Source organism: Legionella sp. km772, from assembly GCF_003989735.1.
Classification (GTDB): domain Bacteria; phylum Pseudomonadota; class Gammaproteobacteria; order Legionellales; family Legionellaceae; genus Legionella.
This window is the reverse complement of sequence record NZ_RZGQ01000065.1, coordinates 1-16152: the sequence shown is the minus strand read 5'-3', so window position 1 is coordinate 16152 and position 16152 is coordinate 1. Positions and strand designations below refer to the sequence as shown.

Sequence of the window (16152 nt, the reverse complement as noted above, 5' to 3'; positions counted from 1 at the left end):
TTCAATTAACTAAAAATCAGATGAAAAGGCAATCTATTAAGCGGCTCAGAAAAAATGCTGGATGGGATGATTCTATTTTAACCACTATCTTATCTCAAAATTTTTCATGAGGTGACCCTGTGAGCATAGCTAATAATTCTTTTTATCTATCCTATTTTCTGCTAAGATCGTCCACTTTTTGACAAGACTATTAGCCTTATGCCCGATTCACAACAAATGTTATCTAAAATAATAAAATCACTTGAAGATATTCAAGCGATTGATATTAAAGTGCTTGATGTTCATGAGCAAACCACTGTTACTGATTATATGATTATTGCCTCAGGTCGTGCATCACGTCACGTTAAAGCTATTGCCCAAAAGGTAATGGAGGATATGAAATCAGCAGGTTTACCTGCACTTAACTCTACCGGTATTGAGCAGGGTGACTGGGCATTAATTGATTTAGGTGACTTTGTCCTTCATATCATGCAACCTGAAAGCAGACATTTTTATAATTTAGAAGGTTTATGGGAAGATCCCTCTAAACACTAAGTTATTTATAACTCTATTTGCTATAGGTTTTTTATTAGTACCCGTCGGGTTCAAACCCGACTCAACACTATTATCTAAAATGCTTAAAATAACTGTTATTGCTGTAGGCTCCAAGATGCCTGACTGGGTTAATGAAGGAACCAAGGACTACGCCAAGCGCTTTAATGATGGAATTCAATTAAAATTAATTGAAATCCCTTTAATTAAACGCAGTAAGTCTTCTGATTTAATCCGGATCATGGAAAAAGAAGCTACCCTCATAAAAGAAGCCATTCCTACTGGCGCACGAATCATTGCCTTGGATTTACAGGGAAAACCCTATTCTAGTGAAGAATTAGCGCTTAAAATAACTCAACTTCAACAGCTAAATAGTCATTTTTGTTTTTTAATTGGGGGACCAGAGGGCTTTGCTAAAGAAACTCTAGCCTTATGTGATGAACGATGGTCTTTATCAAAATTGACCCTACCCCATCCGCTGGTGCGCATTATCTTATTAGAAACTTTATATAGGGCTTGGTCTATTATCAATAACCACCCTTATCATAAATAATAGATTTAAGAGCTAAACTACCCCATTGGTAATTTCGCAGTTTTGAGTTACCATGTCTTTCTTTTTGTTGTATGTCGTATTTTTTGTGATGCGTTCTAATAAATCATTTAATAATCATCAATCAGAATCACAGAATCAACAGTTTAGGCTACATGTTTTAATAGCTATTTTACTTGTTTTGTCATTAATTTTAATTTTGCGCCTTGGTTTTTTACAGATCTCCCAGTTCAAGCGTTACCAAACCTTATCATTAAAAAATCAAATGACTGTTATTCCTATTGCCCCTCCTCGAGGGGTAATTCTCGATAGAAATGGAGTTTTACTGGCGGAAAATGTCCCTGTTTATGTATTGGAGATAATTCCTGAGCATGTGAAAAATCTCAAAGCGACTATAGCAAAACTTCGAATTTTACTCCCATCTATTACTGATGATGACGTGGATAGCTTTTATCGTACTAAATCACAAAATCGCTCCTTTGTTCCTATTCCAATTAAATTAAAACTGAGTCAAGAGGATGTAGCGGTTTTTGCTAGTAATCAATACCATTATCCCGGTGTTAGTATTAAAGCTCGCTCGATGCGCCATTATCCTTTAGGCGAGGTAACCGCTCATGCTTTAGGCTATGTAGGGCGTATTAATGTAGACGAGTTAAGAAAGGTAGATGCCACTAATTATCGAGCCACCAATTATATTGGAAAATCCGGGATTGAAAAATATTATGAAGATTTATTGCATGGAAAAGTAGGCTACCAAATGGTAGAAACGGATGTTAGTGGCAGGACTCTACGTGTAATTAATAAAATTCCGCCGCACTCTGGCGCAAAGCTCTATCTTAGTATTGATTTACGTTTGCAGCAGGCTGCCTATGAAGCCTTAAAAGACAAGCGTGGGGCGGCTGTAGTCATTGACTCGCACAATGGCGAAATTTTAGCGATGGTGAGCTCCCCTAGTTTTAATCCCAATCTTTTTGTTAATGGCGTAAGCAATAAGGACTATAAAATTTTATCGAATGCCTTACAAAGACCACTTTTTAACAGAGCGGTTCGTGGTGTTTATCCCCCTGCATCCACAATTAAACCTTTTGTAGGTTTAGCGGGATTAGATAAGGGTTTCGTCACTCCTGCTTCTGAAATTTATGACTACGGCAAATACAAATTGCCCATGGCTAGCCATATTTATCGTGATTGGAAAAAAACCGGCCATGGAGCAATAAACTTTAAACGAGCCATCACCGTATCTTGTGATACCTATTTTTATAATTTAGGTACTAAGATGGGAATTACACACATTGCTAAAATGTTAAAGAAATTTGGTCTGGGTTCACTGACTCAGGTTGATTTACATGAAGAGGCAAACGGTATTGTACCGAATATTGAATGGAAAAGAGCAACTAAAGGAGTAGCTTGGTATCCCGGAGATACGGTTATTTCCTCAATAGGGCAAGGATTCATGCTCGCCACCCCTCTGCAAATGGCTAATGCAACTGCTACTTTAAGCCAAAAAGGCGCACGATTTAGGCCTCACTTATTAATTAAAACTGTAAACAGTGATAATGAGGAAGTAGAAACTTATAAACCCATAAAAGAAAAGCAAATAAAACTTAACGATGAAACCAATTGGACTATTGTTGCTGAGGCGATGCAAAGTGTATTAACCAGTAATGAAGGCACTGGTTTACGTTTCGGCAGAAACCCACCCTATCCTATGGCTGGAAAAACTGGCACAGCTCAAGTACATAGTGGTCGTCAATATGAAAAAGCCCGTTATGAAGATATACCTGAAGCCCTACGGGACAATTCCTTATTTGTAGGATTTACGCCAGTGGAAAATCCCGATATCGCTATAGCGGTGGTGGTAGAAAATAATTTTGTAGCCTCTGTAGTGGCTCGCAGTATTATCGACACTTATTATAAAATTCATCCCATTAAAAAAGAATCATGAACAGAAGCCATACAAAACCAGTTTATCGTTTTACGACCAAAGCCTTGCATGTAGATTATACACTTCTCGGTCTTCTACTTATTCTTATAAGTTTTGGTCTTTTGATTTTATATAGTGCATCAAATGCTAATATGGGCATGATCATGCGTCAGTCTTTCCGTCTCATTTTTGCCGCATTAATTATGGTGGTTCTAGCCTTCATCCCTCCCCATAAATATAAAGTATGGACGCCATGGATTTACGGAGTGGGGCTTGGTCTACTCATTGCTGTAATGATTATGGGCAAAATTGGGAAAGGGGCTCAGCGCTGGCTTGAGTTAGGTTTATTTCGCTTCCAACCCTCGGAAATTATGAAATTAGCTGTTCCAATGATGACTGCTTGGTTTTTTGATCGCCAATCTCATCCTAGTAGTTTGAAATCAATTTGTATCGCCGGCCTTATTATCTTTATTCCTGCTCTACTTATCGCAAAGCAGCCTGATTTAGGTACTGCAATCATGGTTGCATCAGCAGGTTTGTGTGTCATTTTTATTGCCGGTATCCGCTTTAAAGTTATTCTTTTAATAGCCTTATTAATAGGCTCAGCAGTCCCGCTCGTATGGCATGTCATGCATGATTATCAAAAGCAACGTATCTATACACTCTTAGACCCAGAACAAGATCCTCTAGGCTCAGGGTATCATATCATTCAATCAAAAATTGCTATTGGTTCTGGTGGTTTAATGGGGAAAGGCTGGCAAGAAGGCAGTCAATCTCATCTCAATTTCCTCCCAGAACATGCCACAGACTTCATCTTTGCTGTGAATGGTGAGGAGTTTGGCTTTACCGGAGGTTTTGCCATTATTATGCTTATTGTTTTAATTTCTTTAAAAAGTTTAAACATTGCCAGTAATGCACAAACTACCTACACTCGCCTATTAGCAGCTAGCTTAGCAATGAGCTTCTTTTTTTCAGGCTTCGTTAACATCGGAATGGTAATGGGAATCATCCCGGTCGTGGGCATCCCTCTTCCTTTAGTAAGTTATGGAGGGACAGCAATGGTCACTTTCTTAGCTGGCTTTGGCATTTTAATGTCAATTAGCACTCATCGAATTTTGTTTAATAGCCTAAGATAGCTCCGGCGCAACTTTACTGACGGAGTTAAGCCAGCAGCTCAGCCACAGGCGCATAACTGCGGCGATGTATAGGAGAAGGTCCTAGTTCTATAAGCGCCTTCCTATGGGCACTGGTCGGGTAGCCTTTATGGCTAGCAAAACCGTAGCCAGGATATATGAGATCCATCTGTTCCATTTCTTCGTCACGTAAAACTTTAGCAAGGATTGACGCAGCGCTAATTGCTGGTATTAAACTATCTCCTTGCACTATTGCTCTACAGGGCATCATCAATTGAGGAAGATGAATTCCGTCAATTAAGGCTTCATGGGGCTGAATTGGTAGTGCTTCCACAGCTCTTTTCATAGCTAATAAGGTAGCATGATGAATATTTAAAGCGTCGATTTCTGCCACTTCAGCTCGTCCATAAGCAAAGGCTAACGCCTCTTCCTTAATTTGGATGGATAATTTTTTACGTTTTGCGGGAGTTAATTTCTTTGAGTCGTTAAGCCCTTCAATTGGATTTTCTAAAATCACTGCCGCAGTCACCACGGCTCCCGCAAGTGGTCCTCGCCCAACTTCATCAACACCAGCAATAAGAAGAGACATATTTTTTATAATTATTTTGCTTATTAAGTTTGCTGATGCTACCTTGAAATTCCTAAACCCACAACGACTTTTTCTTTTGAATTTTTTTACCACGGTATGTTAAAACATATACCTATCATTCAATAGTATTTTCACACAAATGACACATAAAATGCTCACAAAAAAGCCACAAGTCTAGCGCGTACACCAAGAGTGCCAATCGTTAAGGGGAACTCCAAAGGCATTTCTTAAGTGATAGGCTTATTCCTCTTAGTTGAAAAAGCCCCAAAAAAATACTGTTATTGCGCTTTGCCGCGAAAGCAAAGACGACATAAAATTGATTTTTCGCGAAGAAAATGCGATCATGCGTCCAAATTATTATCAGAATGATTGCCAATGAATAAAATTAAATGTGCCGTAATTGGGACTGGCTATCTCGGCCGTTTTCATGCCCAAAAATACCTGTTAATTCCCAAAGCTGAATTAATCGGAGTTTGCGACTTAAATACTGCTGTATGCCAAAATGTTGCGCAAGAGCTCAGTGTACCAGCTTTTTTTGATTATCGGGAACTTTTTGGAAAAGTGGATGCTGTTAGCATTGCGGCAACAACCAATAAGCATTATGAAATAGCTAAAGCTTGTCTGGAACAAGGAATTCATGTGCTCATTGAAAAACCTATTACTGAAACAGTTTCTCAAGCTGAGGAGTTGATTCAATTAGCAAAAAAAATGGGGGCAAAACTGCAAGTAGGACATTTGGAACGCTTTAATTCGGCCCGTATGGCTTTAGATGAATATTTACAAAAACCTTTATTTATCGAATCCGAGCGCTTAGCCCCTTTTAATCCACGCGGCACTGATGTTAATGTTATTTTGGATTTAATGATACATGATATTGATATTATTCAAAATATGGTTCATAGCCCGATTGTTTCTATTGAAGCACAAGGTACACCCGTTTTAACGAAGGCTATTGATATCGCCAATGCCCGCATTACCTTTGCTAATCACTGTGTGGCTAATGTCACCGCCAGTCGTATTAGTTTTAAGACTGAACGTAAGATGCGCATTTTCCAAGAGGACTCTTACGTTTCAATTGATTATCATAAAAAGCAACTAGCAGTATTTAAAAAAGGCGAAGGGGAAATGTTTCCTGGTATTCCTGATATTAGTAGTGATCAAAAGGAATTTGCAAATGGCGATGCCTTATTAGAAGAAATCAAAGCTTTTTTAAATTGCATTGAAAAAAATACTATTCCCTTAGTTACTGGTGAAGAAGGTAAATATGCACTAGAAACAGCGGAAAAAATCACTAGTTTAATTAATAACAACCTTCTAATACATTATGCCCAAAGCTAAACATGTGGTTATCGTCGCCGGAGAAGAATCTGGCGATCTTCATGCCGCCAAATTAATTCAGCAATTAAAATTAAAGCATGCTGATATTCAAATATCAGGCATTGGCGGTAAACATATGAGTGAGGCGGGAGCAGAACTTCTTGCTGATTTAGCCACCTATGGGGTAACAGGTGCCACGGAGGTTTTACGTTATTTTAAAATAATCCGCCAGGCCTTTCATGCGATAAAAGCCCATTTAAAAAATAATCCCCCCGATCTATTAATATTAGTGGACTACCCAGGTTTTAATTTGCGTTTAGCCAAATATGCTAAAGAAGAGCTTAACCTTAAAATTGTCTATTATATTAGCCCCCAAATTTGGGCATGGAAGGCTAAACGTATACATCTGATAAAAAAATGCGTCGATCATATGGCCGTTATTCTTCCTTTTGAAAAAGATATTTATCAACAAGCAGGAGTTCCAGTAGATTTTGTGGGGCATCCACTCGTTGAGAAGATGACAAATACTAATAATCCAGAATTCTATCGAGAGCACTTAAAGCTTCCTCCCGGAAAACGGATCATTGCTCTTCTCCCAGGCAGCCGGATGAATGAAATCGTTCGTCATATGCCTATTTTAAGGGATACTGCTCATCACCTACAGCAATTTGATCCAGATATTCATTTTGTTATCCCCATAGCAAGGACCATTAACAGAGACAAAATACACGCTTACTTCTCTAATTCAACATTGAATATTAGCTTTATTAATGATCAAGCTGTGGAGTGCATGAGTGCGGCTGATTTTGTTATTGTGGCTTCAGGCACCGCTTCTTTAGAATGTGCCCTATTAGAAAGACCAATGTGCATTATCTATAAGTCTTCATTGCTGACTTATATTATTGCTATGAAACTGATTAAAGTACGATTTTTAGGGCTATGTAATTTATTAGCAAAAAAAATGATCGTTCCAGAATTTTTACAATATGATTGTAACCCTATTGAATTATCTAAATATATTATAAATTTTTATGCTGATTCCGAACAAAGGCAGCATATGTTAAGAGAGCTTTTCACATTAAAAGAAAAGATGTCGGCAAAAAAATCGGATTGCACTCTTGAAAGCATAGTGAATGCTAAATTAACTGAAATAAATACGTAGTTTTAACTGCAAAATCTAGATAATCATAAAACGTTGTTGTAAAATAAACCTTGCTGCTTACACAATGTAAGTCATGGATTTAGTACGATTTAATTAATAATAAGGAAGTTAAGATGAATGTAATTGAAACACAAGCTAGCACTCAATCCCTAAAACAAGAAGGACAAGGTTTGCAGGATTTAGTATACAGTTTGGTTACCCGCTTTCTTGCTGAAAACAAAACAAAATCAATCAGCGATTTATACGATATGATCTTATCTGAAGTTGAGCCTCCTTTATTACAGGCAGTGATGGAAAAACGTCGCGGAAATCAATTACAAGCTGCAAAAATGCTCGGTATTAGTCGCGGCACTATCAGAAAAAAATTACAGCGCTATTTTGGCACTAAGTACTTTCGCTTAACTGACGAATAAGAATTGTTCTTTTAAAAAAAGCCCGATGTAGTCGGGCTTTTTTTATGGAGTGATTTAACTGTTAAGCCTTCAGCCGTTTGAGCATCGCACAGTTAAGAGCTCGGCTCACAACCATCTCCGCTGTTTCTCTAGAGCTCTCTATTGTTTTACTCACGTTCACACTAACAATAGTTTAGGAAGCTAACTATCTTATAGATAGCTATACATTAGCTAGCCAAGATGATTTCGCGAGGCTAGATCCAAAGCTACGCATCTTCCAAAGAGAAAGCTCTCATTATAAATAAAAAGCCTATCATGGTGGGCTAGGCTTTCTGCTTAAACACAGAGTTGGCAAGATCCTTTGGGTTGATGCTTCTATTGCTAAGCGGATAATCCGTAGGTTGGGCCGTTCGGCCCAACAATGATATGCCAAACCAAGGATAAACTCTAAAGATTAAGGCTGTGTTGGGCCGAACGGCCCAACCTGCAAAGGGGTATAAAGTAAGTTTAAGAGGCTACTAATAATCGATTAACACGGTTAATAAAATCAGCCGGATTATCCAATTGGCCACCTTCCGCTAATACAGATTGTTCGAACAACATCACCACCCAAAGCTCGAACTGTGTATCATCTTGGATATCATGCAAACGCTTAATTAAAGCGTGTTCAGGATTAATCTCAAAGATGGGTTTAGTTTGTGGAACCTGTTGTCCTGCTGATTGAAGAATTCGTTGCATTTCTAATCCCATATCTTGATCATCCGCAACAATACAAGCAGGTGAATCGGTCAAGCGACTCGTTAAAACCACATCTTTTACTCGCTCTCCTAATACGGTCTTAATATGTTTGATTAATGGCTCAAGAGTTTTCTCTTGCTCTTTAATTTGCTCACTAGATTCTTTATCTAATTCATCTACCTTACCTTTAGAGATAGATTGTAGCTTTTTACCATCAAACTCACTTAAATACCCTACCAGCCACTCATCAATTTTGTCACTAAGCAGTAAAACCTCAATTCCTTTTTTCTTAAAAATTTCAAGATGTGGGCTATGCTTTGCTGCATTATGACTTGATGCAGTAATGTAATAAATTTTATCCTGTCCTTCTTGCATGCGGCTGATATAATCCATTAGGGTTACGTCTTGCTTTTCAGAGCCAGTGTGGGTAGTAGAGAAACGTAATAATTTACCTATGGCTTCTTTATTAACAAAGTCTTCTACTGGCCCCTCTTTTAATACTAAACCGAACTCATCCCAAACTTTTTGATAATTTTCTTTGTCATTTTCACTCATTTTTTCCAGCATGGATAAAACACGTTTGGTACAGGCAGCCCGAATGCTATCCACTTGTTTATTATCTTGTAAAATTTCGCGAGACACGTTTAAAGGCAGATCGCTCGCATCAACAATCCCTTTCACAAAACGTAAATAACGAGGAAGAAATTGGGTTGCATCATCCATAATGAATACGCGTTTTACATAAAGCTTTAAACCATGCTTGGATTCTTGCTGCCACATATCATAAGGAGCATGAGAAGGTATGTAGAGTAAAGTAATATACTCTTGCTTACCCTCAACATGATTATGCGACCAAGTTAAAGGATCCATATAATCATGGGAGATATGCTTATAAAGCTGTTTATATTCTTCATCAGAAATTTCAGATTTTTGCAAAGTCCACAGCGCTGTTGCCTTGTTAACTGTTTCGAATTCTGTTTTTCCCTTCTCTTCATCCTTCTCGTCAGCCGCTTTTTTCATCATTATTGGCCAACAAATATGATCGGAATATTTACTAATAATACCTTTAATACGCCAGTCACTTAAGAATTCATCATCTTCACTTTTCAAATGTAACGTGACTTCAGTTCCGCGCGTTTCCTTTTTCTCCATACCAATAGTGAATTCACCATCGCCCTTAGATTCCCAAATTATACCTTCTTCAGGCAGCATTCCTGCTCGACGACTTCGTACCGTCACCTTGTCAGCAACAATAAATGCAGAGTAAAAACCAACACCAAATTGACCAATTAGCTGAGAATCTTTTGCTTGATCTCCGGTTAACTGACTCATAAATTCTTTAGTACCTGATTTAGCAATAGTACCTAAATTTTCAACCGCCTCTTCTCTACTTAAACCAATACCATTGTCACTAATAGTAATGGTCTTTAATTTTTGATTGAGTTGAATAGTGATTTTTAAATCAGAATCATTTTCAAAAAGAGCTGCATTAGTCAAAGCAACAAAACGTAATTTATCCAAAGCATCTGAGGCATTAGAAATGAGCTCTCGTAAGAAAATTTCTTTGTTGCTATAAAGAGAATGAATTACCAAATGAAGCATTTGCTTTACTTCAGTTTGAAACCCCATTGTTTGTTGCTGACTTACCATTTAAAAAATCTCCTGTTTAACATGTATTTATATCCGTCCATATTTGGGTACATTTACAAATTTCAAGGGGAATAGCGATTAAAATATTCTTAATTGCATCAAGGCCTTATAAATGTTTATTTATTGAGCGAATTTGAGGTTGGGCTTATCCGAATAATGCGTATTAAAACTAGCTGTGATAATAGTTAAGCACTGAGCCATTCACGAATATGATTTTGAGTATCATCAACCACTGTAATGAGTTGTTGATATAATAATTCTAATAACCTTGTATGTCCCGCCTTATGATAGCGCTCTAAATATTGACAGGCATATTGCATTCTCACAGTTCCTATGTAAACAGCGCCGCCCTTCATTTTATGGGCGAATTTTTCAATTTCATCCCAGCAACCGGCTGAATGAGCCGTTTTGATAAAACGGATATCCTTTTGTATTTCTTCCGAAATCATCAGCTCTAATACCTGACGTACTAAGCCCTCATTGCCTACGGTGTTGATTGCTTTATTAATATCTAATAAAGAAAGTTTATGCAAATCGAATAATTCTTCTTCTGTATCCGGTAAATCCAGTCCTAAAAGACCATAAGCTTGTTTCTTTTCGTTTAAAAGAGATAGTTTATTAATCACATTTTTCCTAAGAATAGCAGCCATTAACTCCGTCGTTATCGGCTTACTGAATACATCATTCATTCCAGCATCTAAGCAGTTTTTTTCTGCATGACTTTTTGCATGAGCAGTCAATCCCACAATAGGAACATTGGGTTTGTGGTTTGTTTTTTCCCACTCTCTTATTTTTTGAGTAAGTTCATATCCCGAGATCCCTGGCAAACCAATGTCAGTGATAATTAAATCAAAAATATTAGTTTGAATTAACGCAAAAGCTTCTTCTCCATCTGTTGCGCTATACACCTGACAGCCAACACTAATTGCTACAGCTTCAGCTACTTTCAAAGCAATAGTATTGTCTTCAACAATCAAAACCCTGCATGGTTCGGTTAAAACATAAAAATTTTCGTTATTGGAAGGATGATCCTCCTTCCATCTATCTTCGTTCAAACATTTAAAGGGTAGAAAAAAATCAAACGTTGTTCCCACCCCTAATTTACTGGTTAATTGAATAGTTCCACCTAAAAGTTTTACATAGGTAAGTACAATATGTAGACCTACTCCAAATCCAGAGTAAATCCCTTTATAGGAAGGCGTCACTTTATGAAAACGTTCAAATACTTTATTTTGTTGCTCCTCTAAGATACCAATACCTGTATCTGTGACCGAGAACTGCACTATGGCGTGTTGTTTATGAAGCTCTCGTAAATGTGCTGATAAGGCAACATGACCTTTCTCTGTAAATTTAATTGCATTACCTAAAAGATTAAGTAAAATTCGATGTACTTTTATTCGATCAGAATAAACAAATTTGGGTATATCTTTATCCACATAAAACCGTAAATCTAACCCTTTTAAATAAGCAGTGGCCGTTTCGAGCTCAACGATATCTTTAATACATTGCCTCAGATCAAAAAATTCTTTGTTAATGTCATTTTCATTAATATTATCAGCGGAAATTACCTCTAAAATGCCGTTTAATAATTTTAATAATTGCTCTCCACTATCATTTATCCACTGGGCATATTGTTTATGGTGCGGATCATTTAATTTTTGTGCGAGTAAAGAGGACATACCTATAACACCACTTAAGGGTGTACGAATATCATGGCTCATATTTTCAATAAATACGATTTTAGCTCGATTCGCGGCCTCTGCATCCTCTTTCGCTTTTTTCAATTCAAGTTCATGCTTTTTTTCTGAAGTAATATCCACCGCGACGCCAGTTACTCCACAACATTGGCCTCGATTATCATAAACCGGAAAACCTTTATCCATAATCCAACGAACTTCGCCATCAGGTCTGACAATTCGGTACTGGGCTGAGAAACGCGCCGCATCACCAATCGATGCTATTTTTTCAGCCATTTCTTTTACAGGGTGTTGTCGCTTACTGTCTTCAGGATGCAAAAAGGTTATCCAAGTCTCTGGATTTGAATATAATTCGGCTCGAGAACGTCCCCAGATCTTTTCATAAGCAGGACTAATATATTGAATTTTTTTAAAATCAGGACTGCTTAACCAATAGACATGATCGCTGTTCTCTGACAATTTGGAAAGAAAGTTTCCAAAAATATCTAGGGTTGGTTTTATTTTATCTTCCATTCGCATCCAAACATTAATATTAACTTACCGAATTTTCCTATATATTATATTTTATAAAAGAATCTAACCAATGAAAACAAGTTTTATGGATAATACTGTTTATCAAAAAAATTTTGCGATTTTAAAAAGTAGGTGGCCATCTTTAATTGCTTATCTTGAAACCTTGGATGGGAATGTAGATATCAACTTTTTAGAAGGCCCAGAACCCACCCTGGTTTATAAAAAACGCCATCTTACTAGTTGTTATAATAGAAGCAAAGAGGCAGAAATTCAAAATTCTACAATACCTAGTTCCTCTCCAAAAGCAAGTTTATATGGTGTAGGATTGGGTGATGGGATAGCTAATTTATTAAAGAGAGAATCCCTAAAACAATTGGATATCTACATTTTATCTCCAATCCTTTTTTATGTTTATATTAATTTCTTTGATGCCACTGACTGGTTAAAAGATAAACGCGTCCACTTAGATCTTGCTCGGGAACGACAATTAAACTTCCCTTATGCCGTAAACACCGGAGAGCTTCCCTTTACTGAAGACGCTGCGTTAGCAATTAAAAATTTAATTTATAGCGATAGAAATAGAGCGAATGAAACTCGCCATGAACGCCAAAATTATCTACTTTATGAAGACAATTTGCAAAAAAACCATCCATTTATTTGCCAGGATGATTTTGTAGATAGCATGGTAAATAGACATCCAAATAAAAAATTTGTGGTCGTCGCTGGAGGCCCTACTGCAACGGAACAATTTGCTTGGATAAAAAAAAACAAAGCCGAGCTAATTATTATTGCAGCAAGCACCGCCCTAATGCCGCTTGAAGTTGCCCATATCATCCCGGATTATGTAGTTATTATTGACCCCTCGCCTAAACTTGTAGATCACTTGGCTTTAAATAATATAAATAATTTTAAAAATAAGACCTTAGTATATAGTCCAGTAGGCTGCCACGCAGCTATTTCCAAATGGCCTGGCCGAAGGAAGATATTTTTAAATCAAAATCCTCTTTTACAAGCTTTAATAAGCAAACATCCTCAATCAGAATTGTATTCAGGTGGCTCTGTGGCACATACTAATGTTGCACTAGCTTTACTTTTAGGAGCAAAAGAGCTTATTTTAGTGGGGTATGATTTTTGTTTTCCCTTTGCAAAATCACATTTAGAACATAGCGCTTTTGCTCATCAAACCACACAGGACACAGAAATGATGGTACTGAATGGTTATAACAAAAAAATTAAATCTTTTTTGAATTTAATCACTTATAAGGCTGCATTAGAAGAATTTATAGCCATTCATCCTGAAATAAAATTTTATAATACTGGTAAAGATGGCGCTATTATTAAGGGGGCTGAATGGATCAGCTTATAACTATTGCTAAAACGGTAAGTGAGAAATTTATTTTAGGAGAAAATGCTTTCGCCAATGTGGAACTAGCAAAATTGTCGAAGCTGGTAATAGAGCAAACCACCCTACACCAAAATAATGAAATTTCACTCCTGATGAATAAAATTATTAAAGCTCATGAGGATAAAAATTATCTCTTTATTGCTGATATCTTAGTATATGAACTAATTCCTGCTTTGTTACGAGCATAGTGCCCTATCTAACTGAAGATCTTCTTCGCCCTCCTTTGAGCAATCAGGAGAAAAATGTCTTTTTACCGATTGAGAAAAAAAACTTAATCCCGTAGCTAGTGTAGCAGCAGTGACAATAGATGTTGCTGTTAGGGCTATAACACTCGTAGTGGCTAGGCCAAGACAAGCAACAATACCTGAGGCTAAACCAATAAACACTATTAAGGCAATATAGGGTTTTAGCATGGAATAATGCATCGCATTCATAAAAAAATTAGCCGACTGAGGTCTGTCCTTTTCTTTTAAATGTTCCTTCCAGGGCTCAAAGCCTAAACGCTCTGCGATCGTTAATTGTTTTAAATAAGCACCAACCCCATTATTTGCTTGGGGAGAGACTTTTGCTACAAAATTAAACCATTCATTATCTTGTTTTCTAATGATTTCCTTTGCTGCTGTTCTAGCTCTATGACCTCTATAAGCCGATTGAATTAAGGTAATTGCCCTAATTTTGCCTTCAGGGGTTTCACGATTAATTAACCTTTTAATTAACTGTAAGTACTCTTCTAAAGCCTTATTTTCATTTTTTAATTTAAGCGCGGTTTTGGTATCGAGATTTATTATACTTGTTAATTTGGGTAATTGAGATGCCGCTTTAGGACTTAATTTTTCTAATAATAATAATTGTGTCGCAATATTATTTTTTAATCGCTCCTGTTTTTTTAAGCGATTTTGTTTTAAATGCTCTTCCAACCGATCCATTAAATTTTCTAACTTATCAAGCTCGGCACTACAAGTAATACGTAAATAACCTTTGTATTTTTCTACCCCATAATAGGATGCAGGTGAAACCATAACAGAATCAGTAAATAAAAGCATATAAGCAATATCTTCATCGGTAGTAATCTTACCCTCTTTTTCTAGTGCTGCAGCAGTTTCTTGAGGCAAATGTTCACCCAAGAGTTCGCTAAAATCAGCTAGAATGTAGAAGGTTCCTTTCACCTGATAATCCTTATCAGGCATAGCAACCCCCATTTCCAATAAACGCCTGCTAGCATAATCAACTTTTTGTCGATAAAAATTATTGATGGATATTCTATTGGCATCGGTAAAATTAGCCATGGTTTTGGCATAGGCCATCTGTAAAGAACGGGGAGCATGACCGTAATTAAGAATGCTATGCTCTAAAATGGTATTCATAATTAGAGAATTAAAAGCAAGAGTAATCGCCATACGCTCTCCTGCAGCAGATAAACCCTTGGTCGCTGAACGCATTACTATAATACGCTCTTTCAGATCAGGCGCAACCGTAAGCAAAGAGACATGTTTAGTTCCGTCTAGTACCATTTCCGCATAGGCTTCATCTAAAACAATAACCAGATCAGGGTATTGCCTTAAAACATGAGCTATTTTTTTTAACTCATTTTCACCAATAACACTCCCTAGGGGATTATTAGGATCGCATAGTAATACTGCACGCGGGTACCCTGAATCTTTTTTGGCTAACTCTTCTGCAGACCTAATGCTTTTTAATAAGCTCTCGGCGGTAAGGCGGTAACCATTATTTTCCATTACGTAAATAGGGTGAAGGTGTAAATTGTTTTCAGCGTATAAAGTGTAATAAGGAAAAGGAGTTATTACTCTAAAATTAGCTGTTTTAACATTATTTTTTAACGCTGAGAAAATAGAATGCAAGGCTCCTGCACCTCCCACCGTAAATAAAACATCATGTGCATTAACTTTAAAACCATACCACTGAGTCATCGCCTTAGCCATGAGTTCTCGAGCTTCAGGATCTCCTTGGGGATCACCATAATCAATAGCATCCCCGTTATGCTTTTTCCAATATTCGATTAAGAAATCTCTAATATCTTTAGGTAGAGGATAAGTCGGTTTTCCCATGCCAGCATAAATCATTGGACGACCAGTACCTTTTTTTTCTTGCACTCGGGCGACAAATTTAGCCCACTGGCTTAAAAGCATTACTTTATCCATTTTATTTGCAGGCTTCCCTTCTGGAGTCAACATGATGGTACTCTGATATAGGCGCGGATTTTTAGACGAAAAAAAGGTATTTTTAAGAGCTATTCTTCTAATATAAGAGGGGAATAGAATGACCAAAAAGCGAAATTATTACACTGCATCAAAAAAATCAAAAATTGCACTTGCTGCAATTGAAGGGAAATTGACACAGGCGCAGTTAACAAGCGAATATGGCGTACATGCTACCCAAATTAAGGCTTGGAAGCAAACGGCATTACAGGCGATACAGGGTCACCTCATGAAAAATTTTGAGATAAGATAGTGGTTAAAATAGAATCATCCCATCCAGCATTTTTTCTGAGCCGCTTAATAGATTGCCTTTTCATCTGATTTTTAGTTAATTG

Annotated in this window: 14 protein-coding genes; 10 read left to right on the top strand and 4 right to left on the bottom strand. The window is 37.2% G+C overall.

Going from position 1 to position 16152, the window contains the following annotated elements:
- The first annotated feature begins 198 nt into the window (after nucleotides 1-198).
- The 4 genes from rsfS to rodA all read left to right on the top strand — a co-directional run bounded on the left by rsfS (nucleotide 199) and on the right by rodA (nucleotide 4141).
- Nucleotides 199-534 carry a ribosome silencing factor gene (rsfS, locus tag ELY15_RS08335; protein ID WP_127099208.1) on the top strand — a complete coding sequence of 112 codons (336 nt, stop codon included), beginning with the start codon at nucleotides 199-201 and terminating at the stop codon, nucleotides 532-534.
- A 79-nt stretch (nucleotides 535-613) separates the two neighbouring features.
- Nucleotides 614-1084, top strand: a complete 471-nt coding sequence (gene rlmH / locus ELY15_RS08330; RefSeq protein ID WP_127099207.1) for a 23S rRNA (pseudouridine(1915)-N(3))-methyltransferase RlmH — start codon at nucleotides 614-616, stop codon at nucleotides 1082-1084.
- A gap of 88 nt (nucleotides 1085-1172) precedes the next feature.
- Nucleotides 1173-3026 (top strand): penicillin-binding protein 2, encoded by a 1854-nt coding sequence (mrdA, locus tag ELY15_RS08325; protein WP_127099209.1) that lies wholly within the window; start codon nucleotides 1173-1175, stop codon nucleotides 3024-3026.
- A complete protein-coding gene (gene rodA, locus ELY15_RS08320) occupies nucleotides 3023-4141 on the top strand; it encodes a rod shape-determining protein RodA (RefSeq protein ID WP_127099206.1) in 1119 nt (372 codons plus the stop codon). Before mrdA ends, rodA begins: the two co-directional genes overlap by 4 nt.
- Before the next feature lie 25 nt (nucleotides 4142-4166).
- On the opposite strand, the gene rnhB is transcribed toward rodA, so the two are convergent.
- Nucleotides 4167-4727 (bottom strand): ribonuclease HII, encoded by a 561-nt coding sequence (gene rnhB, locus ELY15_RS08315; RefSeq protein ID WP_127099205.1) that lies wholly within the window; start codon nucleotides 4725-4727, stop codon nucleotides 4167-4169.
- 375 nt (nucleotides 4728-5102) lie between these two features.
- On the opposite strand from rnhB, the gene ELY15_RS08310 reads away from it, so the two are divergent.
- The 3 genes from ELY15_RS08310 (at nucleotide 5103) to ELY15_RS08300 (ending at nucleotide 7619) form a co-directional block, all read left to right on the top strand.
- Nucleotides 5103-6065, top strand: a complete 963-nt coding sequence (locus tag ELY15_RS08310; RefSeq protein ID WP_127099204.1) for a Gfo/Idh/MocA family protein — start codon at nucleotides 5103-5105, stop codon at nucleotides 6063-6065.
- Nucleotides 6052-7206: a lipid-A-disaccharide synthase gene (gene lpxB, locus ELY15_RS08305; protein ID WP_127099203.1), complete on the top strand. Its 1155-nt coding sequence runs from the start codon at nucleotides 6052-6054 to the stop codon at nucleotides 7204-7206. The genes ELY15_RS08310 and lpxB overlap by 14 nt, the downstream gene beginning before the upstream one ends.
- Nucleotides 7207-7319: 113 nt before the next feature.
- The gene (locus tag ELY15_RS08300) at nucleotides 7320-7619 is read left to right on the top strand and encodes a helix-turn-helix domain-containing protein (RefSeq protein ID WP_127099202.1); all 300 of its coding nucleotides are present in this window, start codon (nucleotides 7320-7322) and stop codon (nucleotides 7617-7619) included.
- Between the two features lie 486 nt (nucleotides 7620-8105).
- Here ELY15_RS08300 and htpG read toward each other — a convergent pair whose 3' ends face one another.
- Complete coding sequence (gene htpG / locus ELY15_RS08295; RefSeq protein WP_127099201.1) at nucleotides 8106-9986, bottom strand: molecular chaperone HtpG; 1881 nt, start codon at nucleotides 9984-9986, stop codon at nucleotides 8106-8108.
- 185 nt (nucleotides 9987-10171) lie between these two features.
- A complete protein-coding gene (locus ELY15_RS08290) occupies nucleotides 10172-12196 on the bottom strand; it encodes a PAS domain-containing hybrid sensor histidine kinase/response regulator (RefSeq protein WP_158617433.1) in 2025 nt (674 codons plus the stop codon).
- 70 nt (nucleotides 12197-12266) lie between these two features.
- On the opposite strand from ELY15_RS08290, the gene ELY15_RS08285 reads away from it, so the two are divergent.
- Together ELY15_RS08285 and ELY15_RS08280 are read left to right on the top strand one after the other, a co-directional pair.
- Nucleotides 12267-13562 carry a motility associated factor glycosyltransferase family protein gene (locus ELY15_RS08285; protein ID WP_127099199.1) on the top strand — a complete coding sequence of 432 codons (1296 nt, stop codon included), beginning with the start codon at nucleotides 12267-12269 and terminating at the stop codon, nucleotides 13560-13562.
- Nucleotides 13547-13789 (top strand): hypothetical protein, encoded by a 243-nt coding sequence (locus tag ELY15_RS08280; RefSeq protein WP_127099198.1) that lies wholly within the window; start codon nucleotides 13547-13549, stop codon nucleotides 13787-13789. The genes ELY15_RS08285 and ELY15_RS08280 overlap by 16 nt, the downstream gene beginning before the upstream one ends.
- Here the strand turns inward: ELY15_RS08280 and ELY15_RS08275 are convergent.
- Complete coding sequence (locus ELY15_RS08275; RefSeq protein ID WP_127099197.1) at nucleotides 13778-15793, bottom strand: aminotransferase class I/II-fold pyridoxal phosphate-dependent enzyme; 2016 nt, start codon at nucleotides 15791-15793, stop codon at nucleotides 13778-13780. The genes ELY15_RS08280 and ELY15_RS08275 overlap by 12 nt on opposite strands.
- 85 nt (nucleotides 15794-15878) lie before the next feature.
- Between ELY15_RS08275 and ELY15_RS08270 the strand changes: the two genes are divergently transcribed.
- Entirely contained in the window at nucleotides 15879-16070 is a 192-nt protein-coding gene (locus ELY15_RS08270; RefSeq protein ID WP_127099196.1) for a hypothetical protein, read from the top strand.
- Nucleotides 16071-16152: the final 82 nt, after the last annotated feature.

What these genes read in the sequence shown, in the direction of transcription:
- ELY15_RS08270 (WP_127099196.1), top strand. Translation starts at nt 15,879, where the DNA reads ATGACCAAAAAGCGAAATTATTACACTGCATCAAAAAAATCAAAAATT.
- ELY15_RS08285 (WP_127099199.1), top strand. Translation starts at nt 12,267, where the DNA reads ATGAAAACAAGTTTTATGGATAATACTGTTTATCAAAAAAATTTTGCG.
- rodA (WP_127099206.1), top strand. Translation starts at nt 3,023, where the DNA reads ATGAACAGAAGCCATACAAAACCAGTTTATCGTTTTACGACCAAAGCC.
- lpxB (WP_127099203.1), top strand. Translation starts at nt 6,052, where the DNA reads ATGCCCAAAGCTAAACATGTGGTTATCGTCGCCGGAGAAGAATCTGGC.
- mrdA (WP_127099209.1), top strand. Translation starts at nt 1,173, where the DNA reads ATGCGTTCTAATAAATCATTTAATAATCATCAATCAGAATCACAGAAT.
- ELY15_RS08290 (WP_158617433.1), bottom strand. Translation starts at nt 12,196, where the DNA reads ATGGAAGATAAAATAAAACCAACCCTAGATATTTTTGGAAACTTTCTT.
- rsfS (WP_127099208.1), top strand. Translation starts at nt 199, where the DNA reads ATGCCCGATTCACAACAAATGTTATCTAAAATAATAAAATCACTTGAA.
- rnhB (WP_127099205.1), bottom strand. Translation starts at nt 4,727, where the DNA reads ATGTCTCTTCTTATTGCTGGTGTTGATGAAGTTGGGCGAGGACCACTT.
- ELY15_RS08310 (WP_127099204.1), top strand. Translation starts at nt 5,103, where the DNA reads ATGAATAAAATTAAATGTGCCGTAATTGGGACTGGCTATCTCGGCCGT.
- htpG (WP_127099201.1), bottom strand. Translation starts at nt 9,986, where the DNA reads ATGGTAAGTCAGCAACAAACAATGGGGTTTCAAACTGAAGTAAAGCAA.
- ELY15_RS08275 (WP_127099197.1), bottom strand. Translation starts at nt 15,793, where the DNA reads ATGTTGACTCCAGAAGGGAAGCCTGCAAATAAAATGGATAAAGTAATG.
- ELY15_RS08280 (WP_127099198.1), top strand. Translation starts at nt 13,547, where the DNA reads ATGGATCAGCTTATAACTATTGCTAAAACGGTAAGTGAGAAATTTATT.
- ELY15_RS08300 (WP_127099202.1), top strand. Translation starts at nt 7,320, where the DNA reads ATGAATGTAATTGAAACACAAGCTAGCACTCAATCCCTAAAACAAGAA.
- rlmH (WP_127099207.1), top strand. Translation starts at nt 614, where the DNA reads ATGCTTAAAATAACTGTTATTGCTGTAGGCTCCAAGATGCCTGACTGG.